Origin of the sequence: Telmatobacter sp. DSM 110680 (assembly GCF_039994875.1) — a bacterium.
Lineage (GTDB): Bacteria > Acidobacteriota > Terriglobia > Terriglobales > Acidobacteriaceae > Telmatobacter.
In genome coordinates this window covers 1,070,082-1,094,397 of the sequence record NZ_CP121196.1, presented here as the reverse complement: position 1 = coordinate 1,094,397, position 24,316 = coordinate 1,070,082, and the positions used below count along the sequence as shown (strand labels likewise).

At 56.4% G+C, this 24,316-nt stretch carries 21 protein-coding genes and 1 tRNA gene; 5 read left to right on the top strand and 17 right to left on the bottom strand.

From position 1 onward, the window contains the following. Nucleotides 1-56: 56 nt before the first annotated feature. The 3 genes from P8935_RS04360 to P8935_RS04350 all read right to left on the bottom strand — a co-directional run bounded on the left by P8935_RS04360 (nt 57) and on the right by P8935_RS04350 (nt 4,600). The gene (locus P8935_RS04360) at nt 57-2,468 is read right to left on the bottom strand and encodes an SLBB domain-containing protein (RefSeq protein ID WP_348263796.1); all 2,412 of its coding nucleotides are present in this window, start codon (nt 2,466-2,468) and stop codon (nt 57-59) included. 469 nt (nt 2,469-2,937) lie between these two features. Further along, entirely contained in the window at nt 2,938-3,669 is a 732-nt protein-coding gene (locus P8935_RS04355) for a sugar transferase (protein WP_348263795.1), read from the bottom strand. Between the two features lie 232 nt (nt 3,670-3,901). Further along, a complete protein-coding gene (locus P8935_RS04350; RefSeq protein WP_348263794.1) occupies nt 3,902-4,600 on the bottom strand; it encodes a UpxY family transcription antiterminator in 699 nt (232 codons plus the stop codon). Between the two features lie 322 nt (nt 4,601-4,922). On the opposite strand from P8935_RS04350, the gene P8935_RS04345 reads away from it, so the two are divergent. Continuing rightward, nucleotides 4,923-6,098 carry a hypothetical protein gene (locus tag P8935_RS04345; RefSeq protein WP_348263793.1) on the top strand — a complete coding sequence of 392 codons (1,176 nt, stop codon included), beginning with the start codon at nt 4,923-4,925 and terminating at the stop codon, nt 6,096-6,098. An 11-nt stretch (nt 6,099-6,109) separates the two neighbouring features. Continuing rightward, complete coding sequence (locus tag P8935_RS04340) at nt 6,110-6,463, top strand: DUF309 domain-containing protein (protein ID WP_348263792.1); 354 nt, start codon at nt 6,110-6,112, stop codon at nt 6,461-6,463. A 30-nt stretch (nt 6,464-6,493) separates the two neighbouring features. Here P8935_RS04340 and P8935_RS04335 read toward each other — a convergent pair whose 3' ends face one another. Next, complete coding sequence (locus tag P8935_RS04335) at nt 6,494-7,561, bottom strand: hypothetical protein (protein WP_348263791.1); 1,068 nt, start codon at nt 7,559-7,561, stop codon at nt 6,494-6,496. Between the two features lie 189 nt (nt 7,562-7,750). Here P8935_RS04335 and P8935_RS04330 point away from each other — a divergent pair, with 189 nt between their 5' ends. After that, on the top strand, nt 7,751-8,002 hold the full coding sequence (locus tag P8935_RS04330; protein WP_348263790.1) for a 4Fe-4S dicluster domain-containing protein: 252 nt from the start codon (nt 7,751-7,753) through the stop codon (nt 8,000-8,002). Nucleotides 8,003-8,035: 33 nt separating this feature from the next. Here the strand turns inward: P8935_RS04330 and P8935_RS04325 are convergent, their stop codons facing one another. Beyond that, a complete protein-coding gene (locus P8935_RS04325; RefSeq protein ID WP_348263789.1) occupies nt 8,036-10,522 on the bottom strand; it encodes a hypothetical protein in 2,487 nt (828 codons plus the stop codon). A 462-nt stretch (nt 10,523-10,984) separates the two neighbouring features. On the opposite strand from P8935_RS04325, the gene P8935_RS04320 reads away from it, so the two are divergent. Both P8935_RS04320 and P8935_RS04315 read left to right on the top strand, forming a co-directional pair. Continuing rightward, entirely contained in the window at nt 10,985-11,704 is a 720-nt protein-coding gene (locus tag P8935_RS04320; RefSeq protein ID WP_348263788.1) for a hypothetical protein, read from the top strand. Next, nucleotides 11,701-12,177 carry a type II toxin-antitoxin system VapC family toxin gene (locus P8935_RS04315; protein WP_348263787.1) on the top strand — a complete coding sequence of 159 codons (477 nt, stop codon included), beginning with the start codon at nt 11,701-11,703 and terminating at the stop codon, nt 12,175-12,177. The genes P8935_RS04320 and P8935_RS04315 overlap by 4 nt, the downstream gene beginning before the upstream one ends. Before the next feature lie 13 nt (nt 12,178-12,190). On the opposite strand, the gene P8935_RS04310 is transcribed toward P8935_RS04315, so the two are convergent. The 12 genes from P8935_RS04310 to hmgA form a co-directional block, all read right to left on the bottom strand. Beyond that, nucleotides 12,191-14,608, bottom strand: coding sequence for an ABC transporter permease (locus P8935_RS04310; RefSeq protein ID WP_348263786.1), 2,418 nt, complete (start codon nt 14,606-14,608; stop codon nt 12,191-12,193). Between the two features lie 45 nt (nt 14,609-14,653). Beyond that, nucleotides 14,654-15,514, bottom strand: coding sequence for a prephenate dehydrogenase (locus tag P8935_RS04305; protein WP_348263785.1), 861 nt, complete (start codon nt 15,512-15,514; stop codon nt 14,654-14,656). A 16-nt stretch (nt 15,515-15,530) separates the two neighbouring features. After that, nucleotides 15,531-16,547: a 3-deoxy-7-phosphoheptulonate synthase gene (gene aroF, locus P8935_RS04300; RefSeq protein ID WP_348263784.1), complete on the bottom strand. Its 1,017-nt coding sequence runs from the start codon at nt 16,545-16,547 to the stop codon at nt 15,531-15,533. Then, a complete protein-coding gene (locus P8935_RS04295) occupies nt 16,544-16,912 on the bottom strand; it encodes a chorismate mutase (protein WP_348263783.1) in 369 nt (122 codons plus the stop codon). The genes aroF and P8935_RS04295 overlap by 4 nt, the downstream gene beginning before the upstream one ends. Before the next feature lie 117 nt (nt 16,913-17,029). Next, a complete protein-coding gene (gene trpA, locus P8935_RS04290; protein WP_348263782.1) occupies nt 17,030-17,812 on the bottom strand; it encodes a tryptophan synthase subunit alpha in 783 nt (260 codons plus the stop codon). Continuing rightward, nucleotides 17,812-19,038: a tryptophan synthase subunit beta gene (trpB, locus tag P8935_RS04285; RefSeq protein WP_348263781.1), complete on the bottom strand. Its 1,227-nt coding sequence runs from the start codon at nt 19,036-19,038 to the stop codon at nt 17,812-17,814. The genes trpA and trpB overlap by 1 nt, the downstream gene beginning before the upstream one ends. 84 nt (nt 19,039-19,122) lie before the next feature. After that, complete coding sequence (locus tag P8935_RS04280; protein WP_348263780.1) at nt 19,123-19,791, bottom strand: phosphoribosylanthranilate isomerase; 669 nt, start codon at nt 19,789-19,791, stop codon at nt 19,123-19,125. Then, nucleotides 19,788-20,597 carry an indole-3-glycerol phosphate synthase TrpC gene (trpC, locus tag P8935_RS04275; RefSeq protein WP_348263779.1) on the bottom strand — a complete coding sequence of 270 codons (810 nt, stop codon included), beginning with the start codon at nt 20,595-20,597 and terminating at the stop codon, nt 19,788-19,790. Before trpC ends, P8935_RS04280 begins: the two co-directional genes overlap by 4 nt. 94 nt (nt 20,598-20,691) lie before the next feature. Continuing rightward, a tRNA-Ile gene (locus P8935_RS04270) sits at nt 20,692-20,767 on the bottom strand. Nucleotides 20,768-20,852: 85 nt separating this feature from the next. Further along, a complete protein-coding gene (fahA, locus tag P8935_RS04265; RefSeq protein ID WP_348263778.1) occupies nt 20,853-22,148 on the bottom strand; it encodes a fumarylacetoacetase in 1,296 nt (431 codons plus the stop codon). Beyond that, on the bottom strand, nt 22,145-22,999 hold the full coding sequence (locus tag P8935_RS04260; RefSeq protein ID WP_348263777.1) for a hypothetical protein: 855 nt from the start codon (nt 22,997-22,999) through the stop codon (nt 22,145-22,147). Before P8935_RS04260 ends, fahA begins: the two co-directional genes overlap by 4 nt. Further along, entirely contained in the window at nt 22,996-24,315 is a 1,320-nt protein-coding gene (hmgA, locus tag P8935_RS04255) for a homogentisate 1,2-dioxygenase (protein ID WP_348263776.1), read from the bottom strand. Before hmgA ends, P8935_RS04260 begins: the two co-directional genes overlap by 4 nt. Between the last annotated feature and the right edge of the window lies 1 nt (nt 24,316).

The following is a 24,316-nucleotide window of genomic DNA, read 5'->3' as shown; positions in this document are numbered from 1 at the left end:
ACACTGGAATGTTTGACGGCCGCTCGGCAAATTCGCTGGATGCTTTCAGGTTTCATCTAGCGAAGGAGGTTGATTGCTGCCGCTCCAAGGGCAAACTGCGAGAACACGGCTGACCAGTCGGTCAAACCGCGCAACAGTGTCGTCTTGTTCAGCTGTTCCGGAACGATAATCGTGTCGCCCGGATAGATAGCTTGTTGATTGAATTTGTCGTTGCTCCACAACGTGTGGTCAAGATACTGGCGGCTCACCACAGAGCCGTCCGCGCGGATGATGAATATCTGTCTTCTATCCGCATTTCGATTGGGCCCTCCCGCCGTACGCAGATAATCACCCGCGTGCTTATGAGCGAGATACACAAAGGAATTTGAGTCATACACGGCCCCCACAATTCCTACCGTCGAAGGAACCGGTGGCACCACGAAACGATCCCCATCCTCCAAAGGAAGATCGGGAAGAGAAGCTATGTCTGATTTGAACGGCTCAATGTGAAGCACGATACGGCCGGTAGCTTTAATCTCCCGGAGTCGATTCACGAGTTCGCGCTGGCTGGAAACCGAAGCGCCCACGGTCGCGGCCTCTTGCGCACTAACCACCGAGGACGCCTTGTTCGATGCCCCAATTTCAATCTGGTAGGAGAGCGCTGAAACATATTCATCCAGCCGCTGCTGCTGTTCGCGTCTTGTACTCTCGCGACTGAACTGTGACCCGTAGAGATACGCCTGATCAGTCAAGCCCCCTGCACGAATAACAAGTTGCCGAAGCGTCTCGCCCGGCAGCACACTGTACACTCCGGAGTGCGCGAACTCCCCTTCCAATCGTACGTATTTCGTTTGCTGCGCGCGCGGAACACGAATGTCCGCGTCAGAAAAAATCGTGATTACATCTCCCGGCTCAAGAGCAATATTTGCGCCTTCATCGCCGTTCAGCACCGCGGCTCCGAGGTCGAAAGGAAGCAGCCGCGTAGTCAGCGTCTTCTGGTCCACACGCTCCACCACCGCATAGCTCCAGTCGATGTCTGGCGACATCCTGACAACCTGTGTCTCTATCGGGAAGTGTGGGGTCGTTACGAGGTGTGGCCCCGAGCCGAGCATTTCGCGCTCGGCGCCCGTGACCTGCGCAACCTTCCCTGCCTGCTCTCCCTTAGATCCGTTATCCAGTTCGTTTGAAGCTGCAAGAGATTGATATTGGGCCGTGCTCCCGCTCGGCGCGTTTGTGTCATTGGGTACACCCGCCGTCAGCTGCGGAAACAACCCACTGCTCACAGTCTGTGCATCCTGGGGTATTACCGGCCTGTTGTTCGTCTGTCCCGGCTGATTCGGTGGGGTCTCCATCTTCACGGGCGGCAGCATAGGCTGAAAATCCGCAACCGGGAGCCCAAGCTGCTCCCGCCTGAGCCAGTAGTCTGTCGTCAGCAGCGATTCCTTATTCGGAATCAGGTCGCGAACGTGCATCCCTTCGTGCCACGCGAATCGCCCCGGTGTCGCCACGTTTCCGCGCAGGGTTACCGTTTTATCAAACCTCGCTGCTTCAGCGCGCACCCGTACGATGTCTGCGTTCTTTAGCGGAGCGGCCAGTGCGGTACGATTCATCGTCACATCGATGGCCACCCTCGTACTTCTGCCATCGGTCTGCGTATCGGTTCGCTCAATCTCCAGAGACGACGTAGATGCCGCAGCCGACACTCCGCCCGCGAGCGATAGCGCTTCGGCTACACTCTCGCGACCACGCAGTTCATAAATGGCAGGCACATGGACGCTTCCCACCACCGCCACCTGGGGACCAATCGCTGGGAAGTAAATTACGTCGCCAGTTTCCAGATTTGTGTCTTTTGACTTATCGCCTTTCAGCAGCAGGTCGTACAGATCGAAGTCTGCGATGGTAGCACCATTGCGCTTCAGCAGAATGTGGCGGAGTGATCCATTTTGCCCCGGGCCTCCGCAAGCGAATACCGCGTTCACCAGCGAGCTAAGGGAACTCACGGTGTAGCTGCCCGGACGTCGAGCCTCGCCCGTAATGAAGACTTGGATCGAACGCAGCTGTCCCAGATTTACGTTCAGATCATAGTTGCGATATACGCGATCGAAGCGCGATTTAAAAAAATCCTGCAGTTGCTTGAACTGCATTCCCGCCACGCGAAATTCGCCCACCTGCGGTATGTAGACTGAACCGGATCGATCCACCGTCAGATGCAGATTTTGCGTTACCTGCCCCCAGGTCCGAATTAACAACTCGTCTCCCGGACCAACCACATAGTCCGGCATTACGGGCAGCCGCTGCACCGGCGCAAATGTGTCGGGCACATTAGCAAACAGCTCCGCGCCGTACACCGGCACAATTCTTCCGATTGAGCCAGCGACCAGCACTTGGAATTCAGTAAGTGTCTGAGGTTTGTTTGGTTGACTGCTGCGCTGCTGGCGCAATCCCGCTGTACGATCAATCCCGTCAGCGTCATCGCGGTAAACAGACATCGGCGTATTTGCAGAGCCGGGATTCAGGCTCGGGAAAGAACCTGCTGAGCTACCTGATCCCCCCACTCCCGTTCCGCTGGTCGATGTCGAAGGGCTTAATGACTCGCACGCAGATATGTCCCCGTTCTCGCAATTCGAGGTTGCTGAGTCTTGCTGCTGAGAGCCGCCGATTTGGCTCTGAGGCGAGGATGGCGTCTGTGCTCTCGACGTAGCTAAGAATAGGGCAACTGAAAAAACGATCAATACGCGCAAGAACTTACTTATGCTCGTTCTCATGTTTGTTGTCTTCCGTCTTAAATTCGTGTGCCGCACATCCCTGATCAACACGTGCGAAGAAGTGCGGCCCGACTAGATTCATGGTTCTCTGTTTGCACCCGACGCCAGTCTGCGGGGCACGTCAATAAATGTTGCGGGACCCGGAAGTAAACCGGGCCCCATGTGGGCCTGCATCGAAGAATATCGATATGAGTTAGTAAGCTCCGCGCATCGTAAGAACCGCGGGGATAGTCCTCGTCAAAATCTTCAAGTCGAGTGTGCAACTCCAGTCGCTCGCATACTCCCGATCGAACATCACACGTCTGTCAAATCCGACGTCGCTGCGTCCTGAGACCTGCCACAGACCTGTAATGCCCGGCCGAAACAGATCGTAGTAAGCGAAATTCTGACCGTATAGCGCAACCTCGGCCTGCACAATGGGGCGCGGTCCCACCAGCGACATGTCACCCTTGAGAACGTTAAACAACTGCGGTAACTCGTCGAGGCTCAGCTTGCGAATAATTCGACCTACCGGCGTGATCCGTGGATCAGGCGTGTCCTTGTTCAACGGATATGCAGCTTCATTTCTGCGGTCCGCTTCAGTCCGTCGATGATGCTGCCCATTGATTTCGAGCACGTTATCCTTGTGCTTCCGCGTAAACATCGAACGAAACTTGATGATGCGGAATGAAGCGCCAAACCTGCCGAGCCTGTCTTGATAAAAGAAGATTGGACCCGGCGAAGTCACCGCTACCGCGATCGCGGTAGCCAGCATGACTGGAAACAACAACACGATCAGAATGCTCGAAAGCAGAATGTCCAGCGTGCGCTTTACGACCGCGTAACGCCACGAGAGCGCTCGTTGAACGGCGGAGGAAAGGTGAGGTGTGGGGCGTCTCCAGGCTGTCGCCAGGAGAGCTTCATGCATTAGGCCGATAGGGGACATCGTTCCAACTCCCGCCCCCTCGGCTTCCAATATATTTATGGCAGTACTTCTTCCTTGCATTCGCGATACCCTCGCTTTTTGTGTTTCCATGCCCTCACGAATTCCAATAGTGGATTCGCTGCGGCTCGCGCATGGCCGTGCTCTATAGGTTTCCTCTGATGCCTATGCCGACACCTGCAGATGAGCGGCGGATTAAAACGTCAGAGAAGTTTGGGTGAAGGGATCAAGGCATTTAAATCTGTAAAGAATTTTCTACCGCAGTATTGTTAGCATTTTGTTTGTATTTTTCTTGGTATGTAGTTTCTGTTGACGACGATGGAGCGTCCATCAGTTCCACATCATCCCCGTTAACTTCAATTGCGATGCTCTGCATTAGCAGGCTCAGCGTAAGTACTACTCTGAAGCCGCTCTTCTTGCGAATTACGATTCCTTCCAATCCCGCCAGTGTGCCGCTCTTGATTCGAACTTGCTGTCCCACTGTAAGTAATGGATGCGGCTCTACCTTCATTGGATCCAAACCCAACCGTAAAGTCTCCACTTCCAGATCGGGTAAAGCCACAGGTCGCGATCCGGTACCGATCATCGAAACGACGCCCGGCACTTCCAATACGTCTACGCGCTTCCTCGCATCGATTCGTACAAAAACGTACCCGGGAAACAACGGAAGATCAACTACGACCCGCGATCCGTCCTTCCACTTATGCTGCGCTCGATAGATAGGCAGAAAGTGTTCGATCTCTCTCATCGCCAGGTGGTACGCAACTTTCTTCTCGTGGCGGCATGTCGTGTAGATTGCGAACCACCGTCTTTCCCCGGCCAACTCGCGATCGCTGCCGGTTTTGCGCATAGCTTCGCCATCCTCACTTGGTAGGGAGTTTTCCACATCTACCGTAGCGGAGTTCGAACCCTTGAGAATTCTTGGAGCTTGCATCGTCAAGACACGAATGCGTTAACGGGCGCTCCCACGCTCATCGGGCCGGATATCTCAAGTTTTCTTACGGGCAACAAGGTGCTTCAGGGGCTTGCAATTCGGACTTTCAATGCTACGAAGTCGTCTGTTTTCTACTATTCGGCTATGAATTAGGACCGCGTTCTTTCTATGAAACCGGGGTTGCCCCTCCCCATTAAACTTTTCGCCAGAGAGTGCAGAAAAACCGGTTACAAAAGTAAAGACGCAGAAATCAGCCTAAAAGTTATCTGGGACTATCGCCATGTGACCAACTTCCTCTGCCGCTCTGGGTCCGGATTTCTCGGTGCTCACTACACGAACCTTCTCGCTTGCCGTCCAAATCGAGAACATCCTCGCATTGGTGTTGAAAACCCGAGCTTCATTTCGATGTTTCGCGAGCCTGATTTCTTGCCTCGCAATCGCGCCGCTATTCACCGCACAAACGGCGGCTACGGTGCTGCAACTGCAGGAGTTCTTAAACTCCAAGCACGCCACAAAAATGTCCGACATTGACCTTGCTGGCCGCCTGGGTTCCGCCGTCCTTACGCAGCAACTGACTTCGAATACCCTGTCTCTCATTTTGGCCAATCATAAGGTCGGTCCGAAAACCACTGAGCAGCTTGAACTTCTCGCCGCAACCTCGATCTTCAAATCGCCGCCGCTTTCCGAATTGCCGCAGTCTCCTGAACCCGACTTGAATGCTCAAAAAGCAATGCTCGTCGGGGCCGCGCATTTTGTAGACTTCACACTTCACGGCCTTCCAGATTTTCTCGCAACTCGCGAAACTACCCACTTTGCAAACGCTCCTCTATCTACGCAGCACAAAGCCTTGAAGGCAAAGGTTGCTATTCACTGGGTACGCGAATCCCGGCAGGAGATCGCTTATCGGAATGGACGGGAGATCGACGATTCTTCTCCGTCGGCTGCTGGCGGTGCCAGTTCTTTGCCTGACACTACGAGTCTGACTACCTGGGGAGAATTCGGCCCAATCCTGAAATCCGTTCTTGACGATTCCTTTGTGGGAACCGTGCATTGGAGCCGCTGGCAGATCAGCGAATCCAACATGCGGGTCGCGGTATTTCGTTTTGCCATTCCCCAATCCGCCTCTCACTACCTGGTCGACTTCTGTTGTTATCGGAAATCACAGGATGACCCGGAGGAATACCCGTTCCGCACTAAACCCGCGTACCACGGAGAACTCTATGTTGAGCCCGCAACCGGTGCGATCGACCGCATCACGCTGGAGGCTGAACTCACCGAAGACGACCCAGTCACAGCCTCAGCCATCGCCGTGCAATATGGACGGGTCAATATCGGCGGGAAAGACTACATCTGCCCGATTCGAAGCGTCGGCGTCACGCGGTTTCACAGTCGCTCGGTCGAATCCACCGATGAATTCGCTCTCGAAGAGCACGTCAACATCGTGCACTTCCTCAAATACCACAAGTTTGGATCCACATCACGCATTCTGCCGCAGTGATAATAAAAACTATGCAATTTGAATGGGCACGCGGGCCACTGGCCGACGGACTCCACTGCTATCACAACCAGGAGTTCTTCGCGGCTCACGAACATTGGGAAGCCGAATGGCTCAAGTGCGCTGAGCCGGAGAAGAAATTTCTCCAAGCCCTGATTCAGATCACCGCGGCCTTTCATCACCTGCAACGCCGCAACTTCGAAGGTACCGCGTCCCTGCTCCGCGCCGCCTTGGGACGGCTGGAAAATTATCCCGCCGAGTTTCAGGGAATCGCAGTCGAAGAGCTTCGCCAATCGATCCACACCTGGCTCGAAGCCCTTAAAGCGGTCCCTTCAGCGCACCTGCTTCAGTTCCCTAGGATCCGGTAAGATCGCGTTGAAAAGCTTTGCGACTGCTAGTTATTCCGCGTTGTTTACATAGCACTCGTGGATCGCGTCCAGTGATGCGTTGGGCCAACGATTTTTTATGAGATCTTCTTCGGCTAGTTCGTGCAGCCTGAAATCGATCTCTCCGTCCGCACGTACCTGCCCTTGCACATACCCGTAGATGTGGGTCTTCGCGCCTGGCTTTGCCGTCTTTGGCAATGAATACCGCCGCGCGCCTGCCGATCCGATGATCAACCCGGGCACAACTCGATTCGAATACTGCTTCCAATAGTAGGTGTCGAAGATGTCAGGCGAGTAGTAATGCGAGTGGCTCGCAATCAAATAAACGTGCTTGCCCGCAGCCTGTGCATCATAGAACCAGGTGTACACCTTGTCTCCAGTCCGTTCGCCCAGATCCCAATCGTCCATCGCATGTTCCGAGCCGGTTGAGTGCGGCAGCGCCTCGTGCATACCTGCAACAATTGCACGAACTCCCGACCCTGGGGCCAAATCGCGATCAAGCACGCCGCGCAACCACTTCAGTTGCGCATCAGAGAATTCTTCTTTGCTGGCGTTATCGAGAGTGATGAAGTCAACGCCTTCGTGCGTCCAGTGATACCACGGGCCTACTGGCCCCGCCCCGGCGCCATCGGCTTTCCTTTGCTCGGCAATCTCCGGTCTATCCAAAAACATCCCGAACTTTGCCACATAGCCCTCTCGCGTCATCGGAGGAACTGTTTCGTGGTTACCGCGTCCTACGAAGACGGGCATCTTCCCGAACGGCGGAATTTGGTGGGCAAGAAAATCGTCCCAAGCTATCCGGTGATATTCATCGATCGAAAGTTCTTTGCTCACTGGCAGCATCGACACCAGGTCCTGGTCCGGCTGCGACATCCAGCGGAAATCACCCAGATGCCAATAAAAAGCGTCGTTTTCTGCTTTGGTGGCGGCGGCGATCGCGGGCATCACAAAGTCACCGCAGTTCCGGCTGTCTCCCGATACCGCAAAACTCCAGTTTGCGCCAGACGTCTGGCAGACAGAAGTGGCCGTCAAGAAAACAAAAACCGATGGCAGGAATCGCATCATCAAGGGCTGAAACATGCCTCCAGCATAAATGGCCTCTCCGGCGGACCTCGCTCCATCCTCGATTAAACAACGCAACCAATCCGCCTTCACTCGATTCGCCCGTCGTGTGATTCGAGTCACGGAGCGCTGCGATGGTAGCTGGCTAAGCTCGGAGGAAGCGCCCTGATTTCATCGCGCACAGCTATTCAAGGAGCTCTATTTTTTATGGCTTACGTTATAACCGACGCCTGCACTAAGGATTTTGTCTGCGTTGCCGAATGCGCCACTGCCGCCATTGCGCCGCAATCAACAGATGACGCCGCCGCAACCGTTTCGCAGGTCTACATCAATCCCGATGAGTGCATCGACTGTGGCAATTGCGCAAACATCTGCGCGCAGGATGCGATCTACGCTGAAGCCGACCTGCCTGCAGACAAGGCTTATTTCGCAGAAAAGAATCGCGCCTACTTCCAATAATCTTCCACTTCAATTCTGGTCGGTCAGATTGGCTTAGCGTTCGTTTTTCGCTGGCGGCGGAGCCGGCGTCTGAGCGTTCTGCTGATCGACGGGCTTCGAATCAGCAGCCGGTTTAACGGCGGTCGGCGCCAATGGCGTCACTGGCACCGTTGTCCCTGGCGTCAGTGGCATCGCAGCAAGCGCCAGCGTTTGCACGGTCGCCGGGTCATCGCGCAGCTTCAGATATAGCATCCCATTCACGGGGTGCGGCACGATCAACAGCGTCCCAGTAAAGTCCGACGGCACATCCACGGCATTGTCGAAATCGGGGGACGCGGCCACCGATTCAGCCAAAAATAAATTAGTCCCCGTCAAACTGCACGGACGTGCCGGACTGTGCGGGCAATGCAATTCCTTGAATCCCGGAAGACGCACCAGCGTACCCAGTGATATCCACTCTCCTGGGGTGCCATCGGCCGAAATTGCCCGTGCCTGTAGCGGACCAAATGCTGATGAGCCGAACTTGGCCAATGGCTCGACAACGCCGAGAGCTGTGCTTGCGTCTTCCAGAACCAGGGTTCCATCGCTCACCGAAAGGGTGGTATGAAAACTGTTGTCGGCAGCTCCGACTTCCACCTTTTCATCGCGTGGAAAATTTGTCGGCGTCTTTGACTTCAAAAAAAACACCAGCCTGCCGTCAACGGGCAGATCGTTGGGACTGCCGAGATGAACAGGCGAAGGTTCTGCCGAAGCTTCATCCTGCGTACCCTTGCTCAGCAGCGTCACCTGCGGGCGCGGCGGATCCACGCTGACGGGTACTTTCAACTCTCGTTGATCACGCAATTGAACCTTGGCGGTATAGCGCTTTCCTGGTTCGAGATTGGAGGTATCGCCGTTCGCCGTCATCTTTAATTGATCCAGATCCTGCACTCGCCGCAAGTCTGTCGGAGTCCAGCTGATGCCATTCAGCGTTACCTTGGCCACCTCGTCTAAACGGTTTCCCGTGAGCAACGCTTCATTCTCACCCGCGTTGAGCTTAAGCTTGTCGAGAGAAGCCGCCTCGGAGTATGCGGTAAGCGTGAGTTTGTCCGGCTTGTCCATGCCGTACTGGTGAATGCTGATAGTGACTGGACCCGGCGCCGCATCTTTCATGGGCACTCCGATCTCCAGCGTGTTCGGCTTGGGCGACTTCCACTGCAGCTCAATTGCGCTGGCACCGGTTGATTGCGCCTCAACTTTGTCAGTGCAAAGTGTGCTCGCGCCTACGATGTGAAGCGTGTCTTCGCGGCCTACGACGAGAGCGGATTCGTCGCCAGGCACGATGTTCCATTTTCCCGACTCGGCACTCAACAAGTGAAATTTGGGGCCCTCCCAGTCATCGAATCCCCATTTGCCTTTTACGGTGCCAAAGACTTCGCCGGGAGGAAGCTGGGGCATGGCGTGGTCCAGAACCAGACCGCCTTGGGAGGCATCGGCTTTGAGAGGAATATCGACCGGCCCGGTCTTGGTCTCGACATGGAGTTTTAAATCATGCGCTTCGGGGGTTGCATAAACCAGTGGCGCTCCCTCGGCTGCCAGCACAAGGCCACTCTTCTGAGCGCAAAACTCCTCGGCAGGGTTCACGGGATGCAACGGTGGCATCTTGGCAGGACCCACTGGCGGCAACGCCACTACCACTACTGATTTTGGATCGCGGAACGATGGAGGCACGTTCAAACGAAGATTCAACGTGTCCTCGGTTGGCAACGCCAGCGCTGGAATGTACTGGAAATGCGCCGTATGCAGCGAAGCCAGAATCCGCGCCGTATCGACTATGGCGCCGATATATGGGCTGTAGACGCCAGCCCCTCCCAGCGTCGAATAACTCAGCTGATTCATCAGGTCGGCGTTGTTACCGCTAGTCAACTGCGAAACCCGATTAGAAACATTGGCATCATCCAGGACCATGCCTTCGGTGTGCTGCACCAGGCAGGGCGCCTGCTGGTCAGTTGGTTTGTCGAAACACTGCTGATCCAGCTTGATGCCGAGAACAGAAGCCGCCTTCTGAGCTCGATCCTTGAGCAATTTGGGGTCGGACTGGGAGGTCACTTTGACCTCTGCTAAATAGCTATCAAGGCGCATCCTGTCCAGGCTGGCCGATTGCAGATCCTGGGTGGCTCTGACAAACGTTCCGGGTCTGCCTTTTACGGCGTTACGCAGTGTGCTGAAGTCGCCACCAGTCGCTGGGGCAAGGAACACGATCGCTTGCTGAGCTTCCTCTGGAACGGTGACGAACACCCCTTCCTCTCGAGCCTTCTTTGACCACGTATCAACACGTGTAAACCATTCAGGTGGAGGAGGATTTGTGGCGCCCCGCAGAAAAGAAACGATCAGCACGAACCGCGTAGACTGGCTCTCCGGAAAGTCCGGATGAATCCATAGACGATCACCGGGAAGCAGGTTGGGGACCTGGCCAATCGGGAGGGTGACCTCGCCGCGCTTTACTCGCACGTCAACCTTGGGTCCGATCAGGTCGAATGCAGGAGCTGCCTGGCCGTACATCGATACACTGCTCAAAATCAGAAAAACAAACAACAATAAAAGGGAACAACGCCGCATCCCTCTATTGTACGGAGGTGCGGGCTCAAGGAATACGGATTCCCAACCGAGACTTTTCGGTATTTTAGGGTTGTCGGCCATTCTTTGGCTTGGACTTCCTCTTGCACCGGGCAGGCTATAGGTTGCACAATCGTTTACACTAGTGCGTGGTTAGGCTGTAAGTGATTTTTAGTTAAAGTTTTGACCCCGTGGGTATCACGCATAGAAGCAAAGAAGGCAAGCGGGACGCTCCAGCACAACTAAAGCCGCCAAGAGCCCTTTCGCACGCTCCGGAAGCCAAGTGGTTCAATTCGAGCCACATCCGACGCCTTTCCGCGCGAACAAGTATCATTCTCTCGGGCTTAGATTCCGTCCGGGTGCCGAGGGATGAGGGTGAGTTAAAGAAGATTTATACGGAGACTGTATATGAAGTCGAATCGAGCTGTGCAAAGCAGCGTAGACATTAGCAACCTGACCGTTCCCGACGCCGAAGAGATTATTGAAGAAGCCTTGAGTGAACTGGCATTTTCTCAAGACCCTGGTTTAGTGCGCGCGCTCCGCTTTCTCGCCCCTCCCGGATACCAGGCGATCGTGGAATTGTGTGGAGAAAACGGACGCAGTAAGCGCCGCAATGCCTCGGCTGAAAGCTGGTCGCCCGAAGAGGATGAGGTCCGTATCTACTTCGAACGTCTCGACGAAAATGCCGCCGGACCTGTACGGCAGAGTCGAGCTTCCCGAGCCTCGCTCGAGCAAAGCATTGAGGATGAGGTCGAAGATGAGCCGGCGCTCCCGGCGGACGTCGATGCACGCGTTAAGGAACTCTGCGCCGCGCTCGCCGAAGCAGAGCGCGGCGGTCACGCTTTCATAGCGCTGAAGTGGTTCCGCGATTCATTTTTACCGCGCAAGGCCTTCCGCTGGAATCAGCACCCGGAATCGAGACAAGCCGTACTCGCCGAAGCCATCCAGCGAGGGGTGGTTCTTACCAGCAAGATCGCAAATCCAAAAACTCCCGCTTATCCCACAACGACGATTCGGTTGAATCGCGCCGAGGCCGGCGTGCCCGAAGAAGCACAGAGATTCCATCCGGTGGTGGTGCAGGGTGAGTCGATCAGCGAAGCTATCCAAGAGGAGCGGGGAAAGTTTTGAGCTGCTACTTTCTCGAATCGACGGCATTTGCCAAGCTCTTTGTGCAGGAGGCCGGCACTGACGCAATGATCCGGCTGATGGAGACCGTCGAAGACAATCGCAAACTCATCGCTGCAAGCTCTCCGCTTGAGGTCTACGCTGCCATTCGCAAACGCGAGCGAATGGGCGATATCACTCCCGCCGACGCCGCAGCTGCGTTCGAGATTCTTCGCATTGAGGCTGCTCGCATGGTGCAGGAGCCTCTGAATCCGGCAGTGCTGGAATCTGCCAGACAACTACTAGACCGCACAAAATTGCGCTGGACCGATTCGCTGCAATTGGGAGCTGCGCTAGTGGCGCGCGAAATGTTCCGCGGAACAGAGATCATCTTCGTTTCGGCTGCGCCCCTGTTGCTGGAAGCAGCGAAATCTGAGGGCATGCAGACTCTCGATCCTGAAAAAGACAAGATCGAAGCGGTCGAACAGACTGCCTGAGCGCTTCATCTCTTCATCTGAGAGTTTCCGCCGGCTCCACTTTCATTGCGCGCCGGGCAGGAAGATAAGTGGCAAACACTGCCACCAAAAGAAACAAGGCTGGCACGAGGACAAAAGTGGTTAGATCGCGTGAGGTGGTTTTGTAGAGTACGTTCTCTAAAAACCTGGTCAGCATCAATGCCGCACACAATCCTGTCGTGATTCCGCCCAACACCATGAAGAGTCCTTGCCTCATCACCATCTGTAGAATGTTCGCTCGATTCGCGCCAAGTGCAAGCCGAATGCCGAATTCTTGACGGCGCTGGCCAACAGAGTAGGACAATACGCCGTAAACTCCAACGATGGCAAGCAGCAGCGCCGTTGCGGAAAAGCCGCCCACAAGAAGCATTACGAACCGGGGCTGAGCGCGAGAGCCGTCGACCAACTCTTCCGCAGTCTGTATCTCATTTACTGGCTGATTGCCATCGACAGCGGCAATCTGAGCTCGGATGGCCGCGACAGCATCGGTGGGACGAACATCAGTCCTCACCAGCAGGTTCATGTCGCTCCACGGTAACTGCTCGAATGGCAGATACAGTTGCGCCAGCGAGTCTTTCTGCAGGCCTTGATTCTTGACGTCTGCCGCAACTCCAACAACAAGGGCGGGCTCGGGCCTTCGTCCCACCACAACCCTCTTGCCGACTGCAGACTGGCCGGGCCAGTATTGACGCGCAAAAGTCTCATTCACGATCACCACCGGAGGCGCCTTTGCATTATCGTCGCTTGCAAACGTGCGCCCGCTCCGCAGCGGAACGCGCATCGTCTCGAACCAGCGCGGGCTGATTGCTTCAATGTCCACGAAAGGTCGTTGAGCAAGCGGTACGTCGGGTTGTCCATCCGCCAATACGGGCGTGATGCGCTTGAACGTTAGCGGCAGAGTCGCGGAGATTGCTGCAGAACGGATGCCGGGTTGCGCAGATATGCGTTGTAGCACGTCGTTGAAAAATGCAATCTGTTGATCTGGCTTCGCGTATTTTGTGGTCGAGAGTGATACATCCATCGTCAGCAGGTTATGTGCTTCAAAGCCCGGATCAACACGCAATAACAGGCTGAAGCTTCGCAAGAGAAGTCCGGCCGCAATGAGTAATACCAATGAAAGTGCGATTTGAATCACGACCAATAGCGCTTTTCCCCGCGATCCTGAACGGCTGATCGAGGCGGTCCGTCCCTCGGAGCGAAGCGTTGCGTTCAAGTCGACGCGGGCAAGCTGCAATGCGGGAAAGATTCCAAATGCAATACCTGTGAGAAACGAAATTGCGACGCTGAACAAGAGGACTTGCCCATCAAGCGTGAGCGGGAAACCCTCGGGAATTTGGGATGCACCCCAAACTGCAAGAGCTCGAGTGGCGGCCCACCCGATCCCTACGCCGAGAGTGCCCGCGACCAGGGCGAGCAGGAGGCTTTCGGTAAGAAGTTGGCGAACAATGACACTCCGGCTCGCGCCGAGGGCGGCGCGTGTTGCGATTTCTCGCTTGCGTGCCAGAGCACGTGACAACAACAAACTCGCGACGTTTGCGCACGCAATCAGTAGCACTACGACTACCGCGCCCGACAGGATCAACACCTTGGGCCGCACGTCACCGACAACCTCATCGCGCAGGCTCGTTGCCTTCATCTGCGTCGAGGGAGCAGCGTCCGGAGCAGTCGGGTTTTGTTCCCGGTAGCGCTGATTGAGTAATGTCAATTCGTTATTGGCTTCAAAAATGTCAGTTGCGGGTCGGAGGCGCGCAATCATATTCAGATATCCGACGCCCATCCGCAGTCGCTGCGGAGTCATCAGCGAAAGTTCAAAGTATCGTGGGGTGAAGATGTCTGCCTTCGGCATGAACGGGAATCTTGCGTTCGCCGGCAGCACACCTACCACGGTCGTCGCAATCGAATCCAGCGTAACGACGGATCCGACGATACCGGGGTCGGCGTGATAGCGCGTTCTCCAGATTGCATTGCTGAGGATCGCGACCGGCCGTCCTGCCGGAGTTCCCTCGTCCTGCGTAAAAACACGCCCCAGCTGCGGTAGAACATCGAGCATCGGCAACATGCTTGGCGATATTCGTGCAATTGGCACCTCAGTAGGCTCGCCGTTTCCGGTGAGATTCAAGTTGTCGTTTGTCCACACCGCCACTGACTGAAACGACTTGTTGTAATCGCGCACCAACTCGTAGCGCAAAAGCGTGCCGCCATTCTCCTTGGCGGCATCTCTTGACGTGATGCTGACGATCTGTTCAGGCGCGGGAAAAGGAAAGGGCCGTAGCAGTACCGCATTTGCAACTGTAAAGACTGCCGAATTGGCGCCTATTCCAATTGCGAGCGTGAGCAAGACAGCCAATGTCAGCAGCGGAGTCTTGGTCAGCGTGCGCACGCCGAAGCGCAGATCGCGAAGGAGAAATCGCATGGTGACAGATTACAGGCCAGAGATGAATGGCGTCATGGCCTGCTTCTATTCGCGCCGAAAGCGGTTCGCCTTTTCAAATTCGTCGCGTAGCTCGGGAGTGCGCAAATTTTCACGGATGTGCGCCAAACGCTGCTCAAGCGCTTCGATTGCGGCGACAATAGCCTCAGTATTCGTATGAGCGATGTCGCGCCACATTGAAAACGGACTGGCACCGAGCCGTGTCATTTCGCGCAGTGCACGGCCACCTACGTCTCTCAATTCCGGAGCTTCACCGACCTCATGCTCAAGCAGTGCGCTAAGAGCGGTCGCGGTGAACTGCGGAAGATGACTAACCCACGCTACCAACTCATCGTGGCGTTGAGGGCCGAGGTCCAAAGTTCGCGCGCCCATGGCGATAACCCACTCGCGCCAGTTCCTCGCGAGGACGTCAGATTCAGTGGATCTTTGCCATGCGGGAAAATCCGTGAACAGCCATACCGCGCCGCGAAACAGGTTGGCATCGCTGAGCTCGGCACCGCCGCGCTCCTTACCCGCCATAGGATGGCCCGGAAGGAAACCTGCGCGATCGCTCGTGTTGTATAAGCGGTCTGCAGCTTCGGTGATCTGCGTCTTGGTACTGCCGACATCTGTGACAAGATGTCCAGGACCAAGCACGGGTGCCAGTTGCTCCATCAGATCCAGCGTGGCAAAAATGGGAACCGCCAGTAGCACGACCTGGCTTGCTTTCGCGGTTGCGACAGCATCTGTACCGAGGGAGTCGACGGCGCCCATCGCGAGCGCGGTCTCTGCCTGGCCGCGGCTCCGATTCCATCCGACGATTGAGCCCTGAAACCCAGCCGCGCGCAGGGCAAGGCCTACCGATGTGCCCAGCAGGCCTGTACCTAGAATCGCGACTCGTTCCATCATCAGGACTCTTTCCACTTTAAAGCGTGCGGCCAACCGCCTTGGCAATCAAGCGCAGTTCTGACATCAATTTCTCGAACTGATCCGGGTACAACGTTTGCGCCGCATCCGACGCTGATTTATCGGCGTTCGGATGGACTTCGACGAGAATCCCGTCAGCTCCGGCCGCGACGGCCGCTCGCGCTAATGGTGCAACCATGTCGCGGTGCCCGGTACCGTGCGATGGATCGCCGACGATTGGCAGATGCGAGAACTTCTTCACAACCGGAATGGCAGAGATGTCCATCGTGTTGCGGGTTGCGGTTTCATAAGTGCGAATGCCGCGCTCGCATAGAATGACATCGTAGTTGCCGCCCGACATGATGTATTCGCTTGAGAGGAGTAACTCTTCGATGGTGGCGGCGATTCCGCGTTTCAGAAGAACCGGCTTGCGCGCCACGCCGAGCTCACGCAGCAGGTTGAAGTTCTGCATGTTGCGTGCACCGACCTGGAAGCAGTCAACATAGGGAAGCATCGGTTCGATCTGCGCGATCTCCATAACTTCGCTGACAACGAGAAGGTCGTGCGCGCGTGCTGCATCGTACATCAGCTTCAGTCCGGGAATGCCCATCCCTTGAAAAGCATAGGGCGAGCTGCGAGGCTTGTATGCTCCGCCGCGTAGAAAGCTGGCTCCGGCGGATTTTACGCGCTTGGCTGTCTCAAAGATCTGCGCTTCATTTTCAATGGAGCAGGGACCGGCCATTACGACAACTTGCTGGCCGCCAAGCTTCACTCCGTTGGCAAATTCAATGACAGTCCCTTCGGGCCGAAATCCTCGTCCTGCCAATTTATACGGTGAGCTGATGCGATGTACGCGAAGTACGCCGGGCAGATTCTCAAACTTGGTCAGGTCAATCGTGGCCGTAGGACCGACGCCCGCCAGAATAGTTTGAGTTGCGCCCGTGGTGCGATGAACGCCGACGCCGGCTTCCACCATTACCTCAATCACGAAGTCAATCTGCTCTTCGGTGGCCATCTCCTGCATTGCAACAATCATTTGTCTTTCCCTGTCTCGGGCGCAGATCCCGTATCCCCAGCAACGGATTGCTGGGTTGACGGTGCGCCAGTGCCTTGGCCCTTGAGGGCATTCCTCTCTGAAGCCAACTCGTTCCTTTGCAGTGCCCGCATCACGTCGATGATGCGCTCGTAGATATGCGTCAACTCGATGTCGGGCAGCGGCCCTTTGTTTGCGGCACGCACATTGGCATAGATGATCTTTTCGCGTGCCGGCTCATATACCGGCAGCGAGGTCGCGACTTTCAAATGACCGATCATCAAAGCGGCACGGGCCCGCTCGCTCAGCAATTCCACTAGCTGGCGGTCCAGAACATCAATTTGGCTGCGCAATTCTTCCAGCGTCATTCCATCCTCGTAAGCACCGGTGCCGGCGTGTCATGAAGCCGAACCGCCAGGTGCGTGGGAACAAGAGTTGAACCGAATCAGCGGCTTCGCTATCGCGGGCCGCCCTGAACCGCGTAATTACCGGGCCAGCGCCGCTTGGGGCAGGCGCAGACCCTTGATAAATCGTGCAACGGCTCCGGGTGCCGCTTCGGGAGTAGACCGCTCGATCAACTCCACAATCGCGCTGCCGATCACCGCAGCATCCGCAAACTCCGCCACTTGCGCGACATGTTCCGCGCTGGAGATGCCAAAGCCCACAGCCACCGGCAGCTCGGACCATCGCCGGACCCGCGTCGCCAGCGCTGCCGCATCCGAAGTCATGCTCTGCTGTTTGCCTGTGATCCCGACGCGCGAGATGGCATAGATGAAGCCCCTGGCGTGAGCCGCGATATTCTTCAGCCGTTCGTCGGGACTCGTGGGCGCTGCCAGAAAAATTGGCGCCAGCCCCGCCCGATCCATCTCGGCAAGATACTCGTCCGCCTCCTCGACAATCATGTCGATGATTAGAACCCCATCGGCGCCACCAGCCTTTGCATCATCGACAAAGCGCGTGCATCCGTAGCGGAGAATTGGGTTCAGATAGGTAAAGATAACCAAGCCGGCGTTCGGTCGAGCTTTGCGAATTTCGCTCGCAATTTTGAGAACATCGCGCATCCGGGTGCCACGGGCCACGGCCCGTTCGCTCGCACGCTGGATCACGGGACCGTCGGCCAAGGGATCACTGAAAGGAACCCCGAGTTCAATCACATCCGCACCGGCGTCGATGGCCTCCAGCGCAATCGCGAGCGTGGCTTCGACACTGGGATCGCCGGCCGTCAGATATACGACCAGGCCCGGTTTGTGATTGAAAGCGAGTGCCATTATGTTGCGTTAGGCTCCCCGAGCTTGAGTTCGCGGGCAATGATGCCCATATCCTTATCGCCGCGTCCCGAGAGATTTACAACCAGTATGTCACGCGGAGAAAGTGTCGGAGCCATTCGCAGGCACTCCGCGACCGCATGCGCGCTTTCGAGCGCCGGCAGAATGCCTTCTGTCCGAGCCAATTTCACTAATGCGTCAAGCGTGGCTGCATCATCCTGCGAAACGTACTCTGCGCGTCCTGAATCGTGCAACGCCGCGTGCTCGGGACCGATGGACGCATAGTCGAGACCTGCCGATACCGAGTGCGTATTCGCGATCTGGCCGTTTTCATCCTGCAGCACGTAGGAAAATGTGCCTTGCAGAACGCCTGGAACTCCTCCGCGAAAACGCGCTGCATGCTCGCCCAGTTCGGTGCCGCGTCCACCCGCCTCAACCCCAATCAGCCGAACTTGGCGATCAGGAATGAATTCATAGAATGCGCCGATGGCATTCGAGCCGCCGCCGACACAGGCGATCACAGCGGTAGGCAGACGGCCTTCCCTCTCCAGAATCTGCTGCTTCATTTCAATGCTGATACAACGATGAAAATCGCGGACCATCGTCGGGTAAGGATGCGCGCCTAGTGCGCTGCCCAGCAGATAGTGAGTCGTACGGACATTGGTGACCCAATCGCGCATCGCCTCGCTGATAGCGTCCTTCAGTGTCTTTGAGCCGGAGGAGACGCCGCGCACTTCAGCCCCGAGCAACCGCATACGCAGGACGTTCAGCTCCTGGCGCTCCATGTCTACGTCGCCCATGTAGACGACGCATTCCATCCCGAGAAGCGCGCACACCGTCGCGGTAGCAACCCCGTGTTGTCCGGCGCCGGTTTCGGCGATGATCCGTTTCTTGCCCATGCGCCTCGCGAGCAGTCCCTGGCCGAGCGCGTTGTTGATCTTGTGTGCACCCGTGTGAAGCAGGTCTTCACGCTTCAGGTAGATTTTGGCGCCGCCTAGTTCATACGTGAGCCGCTTGGCAAAGTAGAGCGGAGTCGGACGGCCAGCAAAGTCTTTCAGCAGATCGGCCAACTCTGCTTGGAAAGCTGCATCGGCCTTAGCTAGCTCGTACTCGTGTTCCAGTTCGAGAAGGGCCGCCATCAGCGTCTCCGGAACATAACGTCCGCCGTAAGCGCCAAAGCGTCCGGGACGCGATTCCGAAGGGCTCGCTGGAAGAACGACTGATGACATGGGGTGCTGCCTCCTGCAAACTCTGCGAGTGAGTCCGTCTAGTTCAGTTTACAGGGTGGCGAAAGCGGACGGTGCGTATCCGTCTCATGCCAGTCTGGCACTGGCAGAGCGCGCGATCGCAATGAAGTCTCGGACTTTTCCAGCATCCTTGCGACCCGGTGACACTTCAACTCCTGATACCACGTCGACTCCCCATGGACGAAGAGTCGAGATCGCGTCGGCCACATTCGCCGGCTTTAATCCGCCGGCAACCACAAGCCGATGAGACACTTCCGGATTTCTAGAGAGGCTCTTTCCGGCTGACTTCCAGTCAAAAGTAAGCCCGGTGCCGCCCACAGCCTCCGCCGTTCGCGAGTCAAGGAGGAGGGCATCAATATTGGTGTCCCTGGAAATGTGCACTGCCACCTCCCCGATACCGTCTGCATAATGTAGAACACGCAGAATGCGCAGCGCAGGGCCAAACTCCTCGCGCAGCCTCTTCGCCATGTCCGGGGTTGAGTCGATGTGCAGCTGAACACCCGTCAGTCCGCTCTCGCGCACCGTAGTTGCAATCTGTTCGAACGTTGCATCAACAAAGATGCCGATCTTTTCAACCGACTTCGGTAATCGACCAGCGATGCTTGCCACCGTCTCTGCCGTCACTCGCCGCGGACTCTGCGCAAAGACAAAGCCGACCGCATCGGCTCCAGCCTCGGCAGACAGCAGAGCATCCTCGACCGACGTGTTTCCGCAAATCTTGATCCAGAGACTCATCGCGCGACTCTAGTGCCCGCAAGCAGAGCGGCAAGGGCCAGCCCCGGATCGGCCTGCCGCATCAGGCTCTCCCCAATAAGAAAAGCATCAAACCCGGCCGCACGCAGCCGGTCTATGTCTTCCGAGGTCGAGATTCCGCTCTCGGCCACACGAACGAAGGACGCGGGAATCCGGCCTGCGAGTCCTAAAGACGTTTCCATGCAAACTTCAAAAGTCTTCAAGTCGCGATTGTTAACGCCGATGGCGTCCGCACCATCGCCAATCGCATCGAGCACCCGTCCGAGCTCGTCCGCGGTGTGAACTTCCACCAGCACATCGAGAGAATGCTCGTGCGCCGCCGCTGCGAATCGCTTCAGTTCGTCACCGGTGAGCGCGGCCACGATCAGCAGAATCGCATCTGCACAATGCGCGCGAGCTTCAATGATTTGATATTCGTCGACCGTAAAATCCTTGCGCAAGCAGGGCAGACTCACCGCGCGAGAGCCGAGTTCAAGGTTGCGCAGGCTTCCCTGGAAGAAGGGCTCATCGGTCAGAATTGAGAGCGCAGCCGCCCCGCCTCTCTCATAGCTTTGCGCCAACCAGGAAACGTCGAAGTCTGCACGAATCAAGCCTTTGGATGGAGAGGCCTTCTTGATCTCGGCAATCATTGCCGGCTCAGACAAGGATCGTTGACGGAGCGCGGCGACCCAGCCGCGAGGCTGATGCAACGCGGCCATCCGATTCAGCTCGGACGCCGAGACGCGCTCCTTCGCCGCAGCGACACTCGCTCGCGTAGTGGCAATAATCCTGTCCAGTCGAGTAGACATGCGTTGGCTTGAGTATAAGGGGGCAGCAACGACCTGCCCAAGACCAGCCCGGCCGCAAGGTGTTCGGCCGCCGATCATGATTGGAAAGATAATGTGGTGGGCCCGGAGGGATTCGAACCCCCAACCAAGGGATTATGAGTCCCCTGCTCTAACCGTTGAGCTACAGGCCCTTCTTGGGCTGCTTATCCCACTGCTTAAGTTTGACATAAGCGACAACGGCAGTCATCCGTCGTGGTATTGCTAGGGTGTTCACTATCAACGCTGGAACTGGTTTGCCACGCTGGAAGGAATGATCCGTCCTGTACACTCTCCGAAGCCGATCCGGGGCAAGCTTGGCCTCTCACAATACCCTCGAAACGTGACCTGGTCGCCATCTTCGAGGAACATGCGCGTCTCGCCCGTAGGCAGCCGAAGCAACTCGCGTCTATGCTTCATCTCGAGCATGCATCCTTCAGAGCCTTCTTCCGGACCGGAAATCGTGCCGGTGGCGAGTAAGTCGCCCGGGCGCAGATTGCAGCCGCCGCTTGCGTGGTGCGCAAGCAGCTGTGCGGGACTCCAGTAAAGATCCCGAAGATTGCCCTTGCTGACCCGCACCGGTGCAATCCCGTTGTGACACATCCGTTCAGACTGCAGGTAAACCGCGAGGGTTATGTCAATGCCTGCGTGGATGAGATCATCGTTTACCAAATAAGGAAGCGGTGCCGGATCGCCGACAGGCCGAGCCGGCAACGAAACGCGATAAGGCGCGAGTGCCTCCATGGGAATGATCCAAGGCGAGATAGTCGTCGCGAAGTTTTTCGCCAGAAACGGTCCAAGAGGTTGATATTCCCATGATTGAATATCGCGTGCAGACCAGTCATTGACGAGGCAGAGGCCGAAGATGTGCTGCTCGGCTTGGTCAATCGGAATGGATTGCCCGAGCGTATTGCCAGGACCGACAAATATGCCGACTTCGAGTTCGTAGTCGAGAGAATGCGATGGCCCAAAGACAGGTTCGGCAACGGAAGCTGGTTTGGTTTGGCCGCTGGGCCTGCGAATGTCGTGGCCACTCACAACGATAGATGACGCACGTCCGTGGTAGCCGATCGGGACATACTTGTAGTTTGGGAGTAATGGGTTGTCTGGACGGAACAGCTTTCCGACTCTCGTCGCATGATGGATGGAAGCGTAAAAATCGGTGTAGTCTCCGATGTGCGCAGGGATTTGCATCTCAACATCATTCATTGGGATCAGAAGCGGCTTCACCCGCGCTTGCGTGTCGAGATCGGCACAATCTTTATCAAGGAGTGCCATCACCCGTGAGCGGATCATTGACCATGCGGATGGCCCAAGACCCATCAGGGCGTTCAGAGATTCTTGCGAGCACGCCGCGAGAGTGTCCTGCCGAATTTCCGCTAAAAGTTCTTGTGCGCAGGCACGTAGATCGAGAACCTGATCGCCAATAGCGACACCGATGGCTGTGTGCTCCCCGTGACGAAACACGCCATAGGGCAGATTCTCCAGAGGAAAATCGCAATCCGCCTGATTGGCGCTCTCAACCCAGCTGCTCATAGCCATCCTAAAGACTGTAAATCGCGGATCGGCTCTTCGAAAGAGCAGCTTCCAATGCTGATAAAAAAGGTCTGGCGAACCATTGCGATCTGTTCCGTTGTCCAGGAGCGATCGCGCCAACTCATGGAGTCTTCACCGACGCTCCATGTAGATGAAACCTCTTCCGCCAGCATAAGCACTGTTTCATCGATGCTCGCACCGAAGTGCGAGAGCGTCGAGGCACCATACAGATTCATAAATCCATGCGTCACCGCTGTTGGGCATTGAGGCTGATAGGTCAATGGCTGCGTTGACCGGAAAGGATGATGCAACCCAGCGGTTGCTTTAAATGGAATCCGAAGCTCAGCGAGGGTCTTCAGCGTCTCTACGACATCGATCACCGACGGAATTGCAGCTGGAACAACACCGCCCATTCTAAGTTTTGCGCGCGCGCCCGCAGCCCGGATGGCCATGAGAGCAGGTCGGGCACATGCACCCATGGGCACTTCAAAGTACGTTTCGAGGCCACGCGGGATTTCATTGGAGATGCGTTCGATTCGATGGGCGTCACCACATTTGACTTCAACCGCATCAATGGGCAGCCCGGATCTGAGCTGCGCGCTCAGCGACGCCCAATCAGCATCTTCACTGGCGATCACACTGAGTTTGAAGTCTTTCATAGAATCGCCAGCGACGGAACGAAACTCGTCGAGACGATCCATGTTCAAGATGAAGCGTCCCAGAGCGGAAGAGTGTTGGCCGCGCCTATATTCCAGATAATTGTTGGCGGCCGCCTGCAAGCTGAGGCTCGCGGGCGGATAGAGGCCTGCGTAGTCAAACAGTCCTGCCAGCAACGTTTGGACAGCGGTCATTTCTTTTTCGACTTAGCCTGCGCAGTCTGCTTGAAGTGTTTCTTCAATCCTTGCCAGCATTCGAAATACTCGTGCTGCAGGATACGAGCATTCATCGCGAATTCAGTAGGACGGACAACCAACTGTGTTTCAAACATGAACGCGAGAGTGTTGGCGAGATAGTGTGGCTTTAAATCCGCCGCAGTGGCTCTTTCGAACGTTTCGGCGTCTGGCCCATGCCCCGCCATGCAGTTATGCAGGCTTGCCCCGCCGGGCACGAAGCCTTCGGCCTTCGCATCGTAGGCGCCGATGACCAGGCCCATGAATTCATTCATCAGGTTGCGGTGGAACCATGGCGGCCTGAACGTATGCTCCGCAACCATCCATCGCGGCGGGAAGATCGCGAAGTCGCAATTGGCAGTGCCGGGAACGTTGGATGGCGCACTAAGCACCGTATAAATTGAGGGATCGGGATGGTCGAAGGAAACCGTATTGATGCAGTTGAACAGGGCAAGATCATACTTATAAGGCGCGTAGTTACCGTGCCATGCCACGACGTCGAGCGGAGAGTGATCGATAACCGCAGACCAGAGACGGCCCAGAAATTTCGAGGTGATTCGAAAGTCTCCATCGCGATCTTCAAAGGCGGCAACCGGCGCTTTGAAGTCACGGGGATTAGCCAGGCCGTTGGCTCCAATCGCTCCGAGCTCGGGCAGTCGAAAAGGCAGGCTGTAGTTCTCGCAGATGTATCCGCGAGCCTGCTTCTCTTTCAGAACCACGCGGAACTTCACGCCGCGCGGAATCACGCAAATCTCGCCGGGCACTGCTTCAAGAATTCCAAGTTCCGTGTGAAAACGCAGCGCTCCCAGTTGCGGAACGATCAGAAGCTCCCCGTCGGCGGTGTAGAAGAAGCGGTCTTCCATTGAGGCATTAGCGGCGTAAATATGAATTGCCACCCCAAGTTGCATGGCTGGATCGCCGTTGCCGCCCAGCGTCACAATGCCGTCTACAAAGTCTGTCTTCTCCTTCGGAACCGGCAACGGATCCCAGCGAAGCTGATTTGGCGACGTTGGAACCTCAAGAAATGGCCCACTGCGAATCAGCTTGGTGGGAATCTCTTCGTAAGGACGATGCGTTACGGAAGGACGAATCCGGTAAGTCCAGGTGCGCCTGTTCGTCGCTCGCGGTGCGGTGAACGGAGTTCCGCTGAACTGCTCGGTGTAAAGCCCGAGAGGATGCTTCTGCGGCGCGTTCTGGCCCTGCGGCAATCCGCCGGCGATTGCTTCCGTGGCAAATTCGTTTCCAAAGCCGGACTGGTACAGGATCTCATCGGGCATG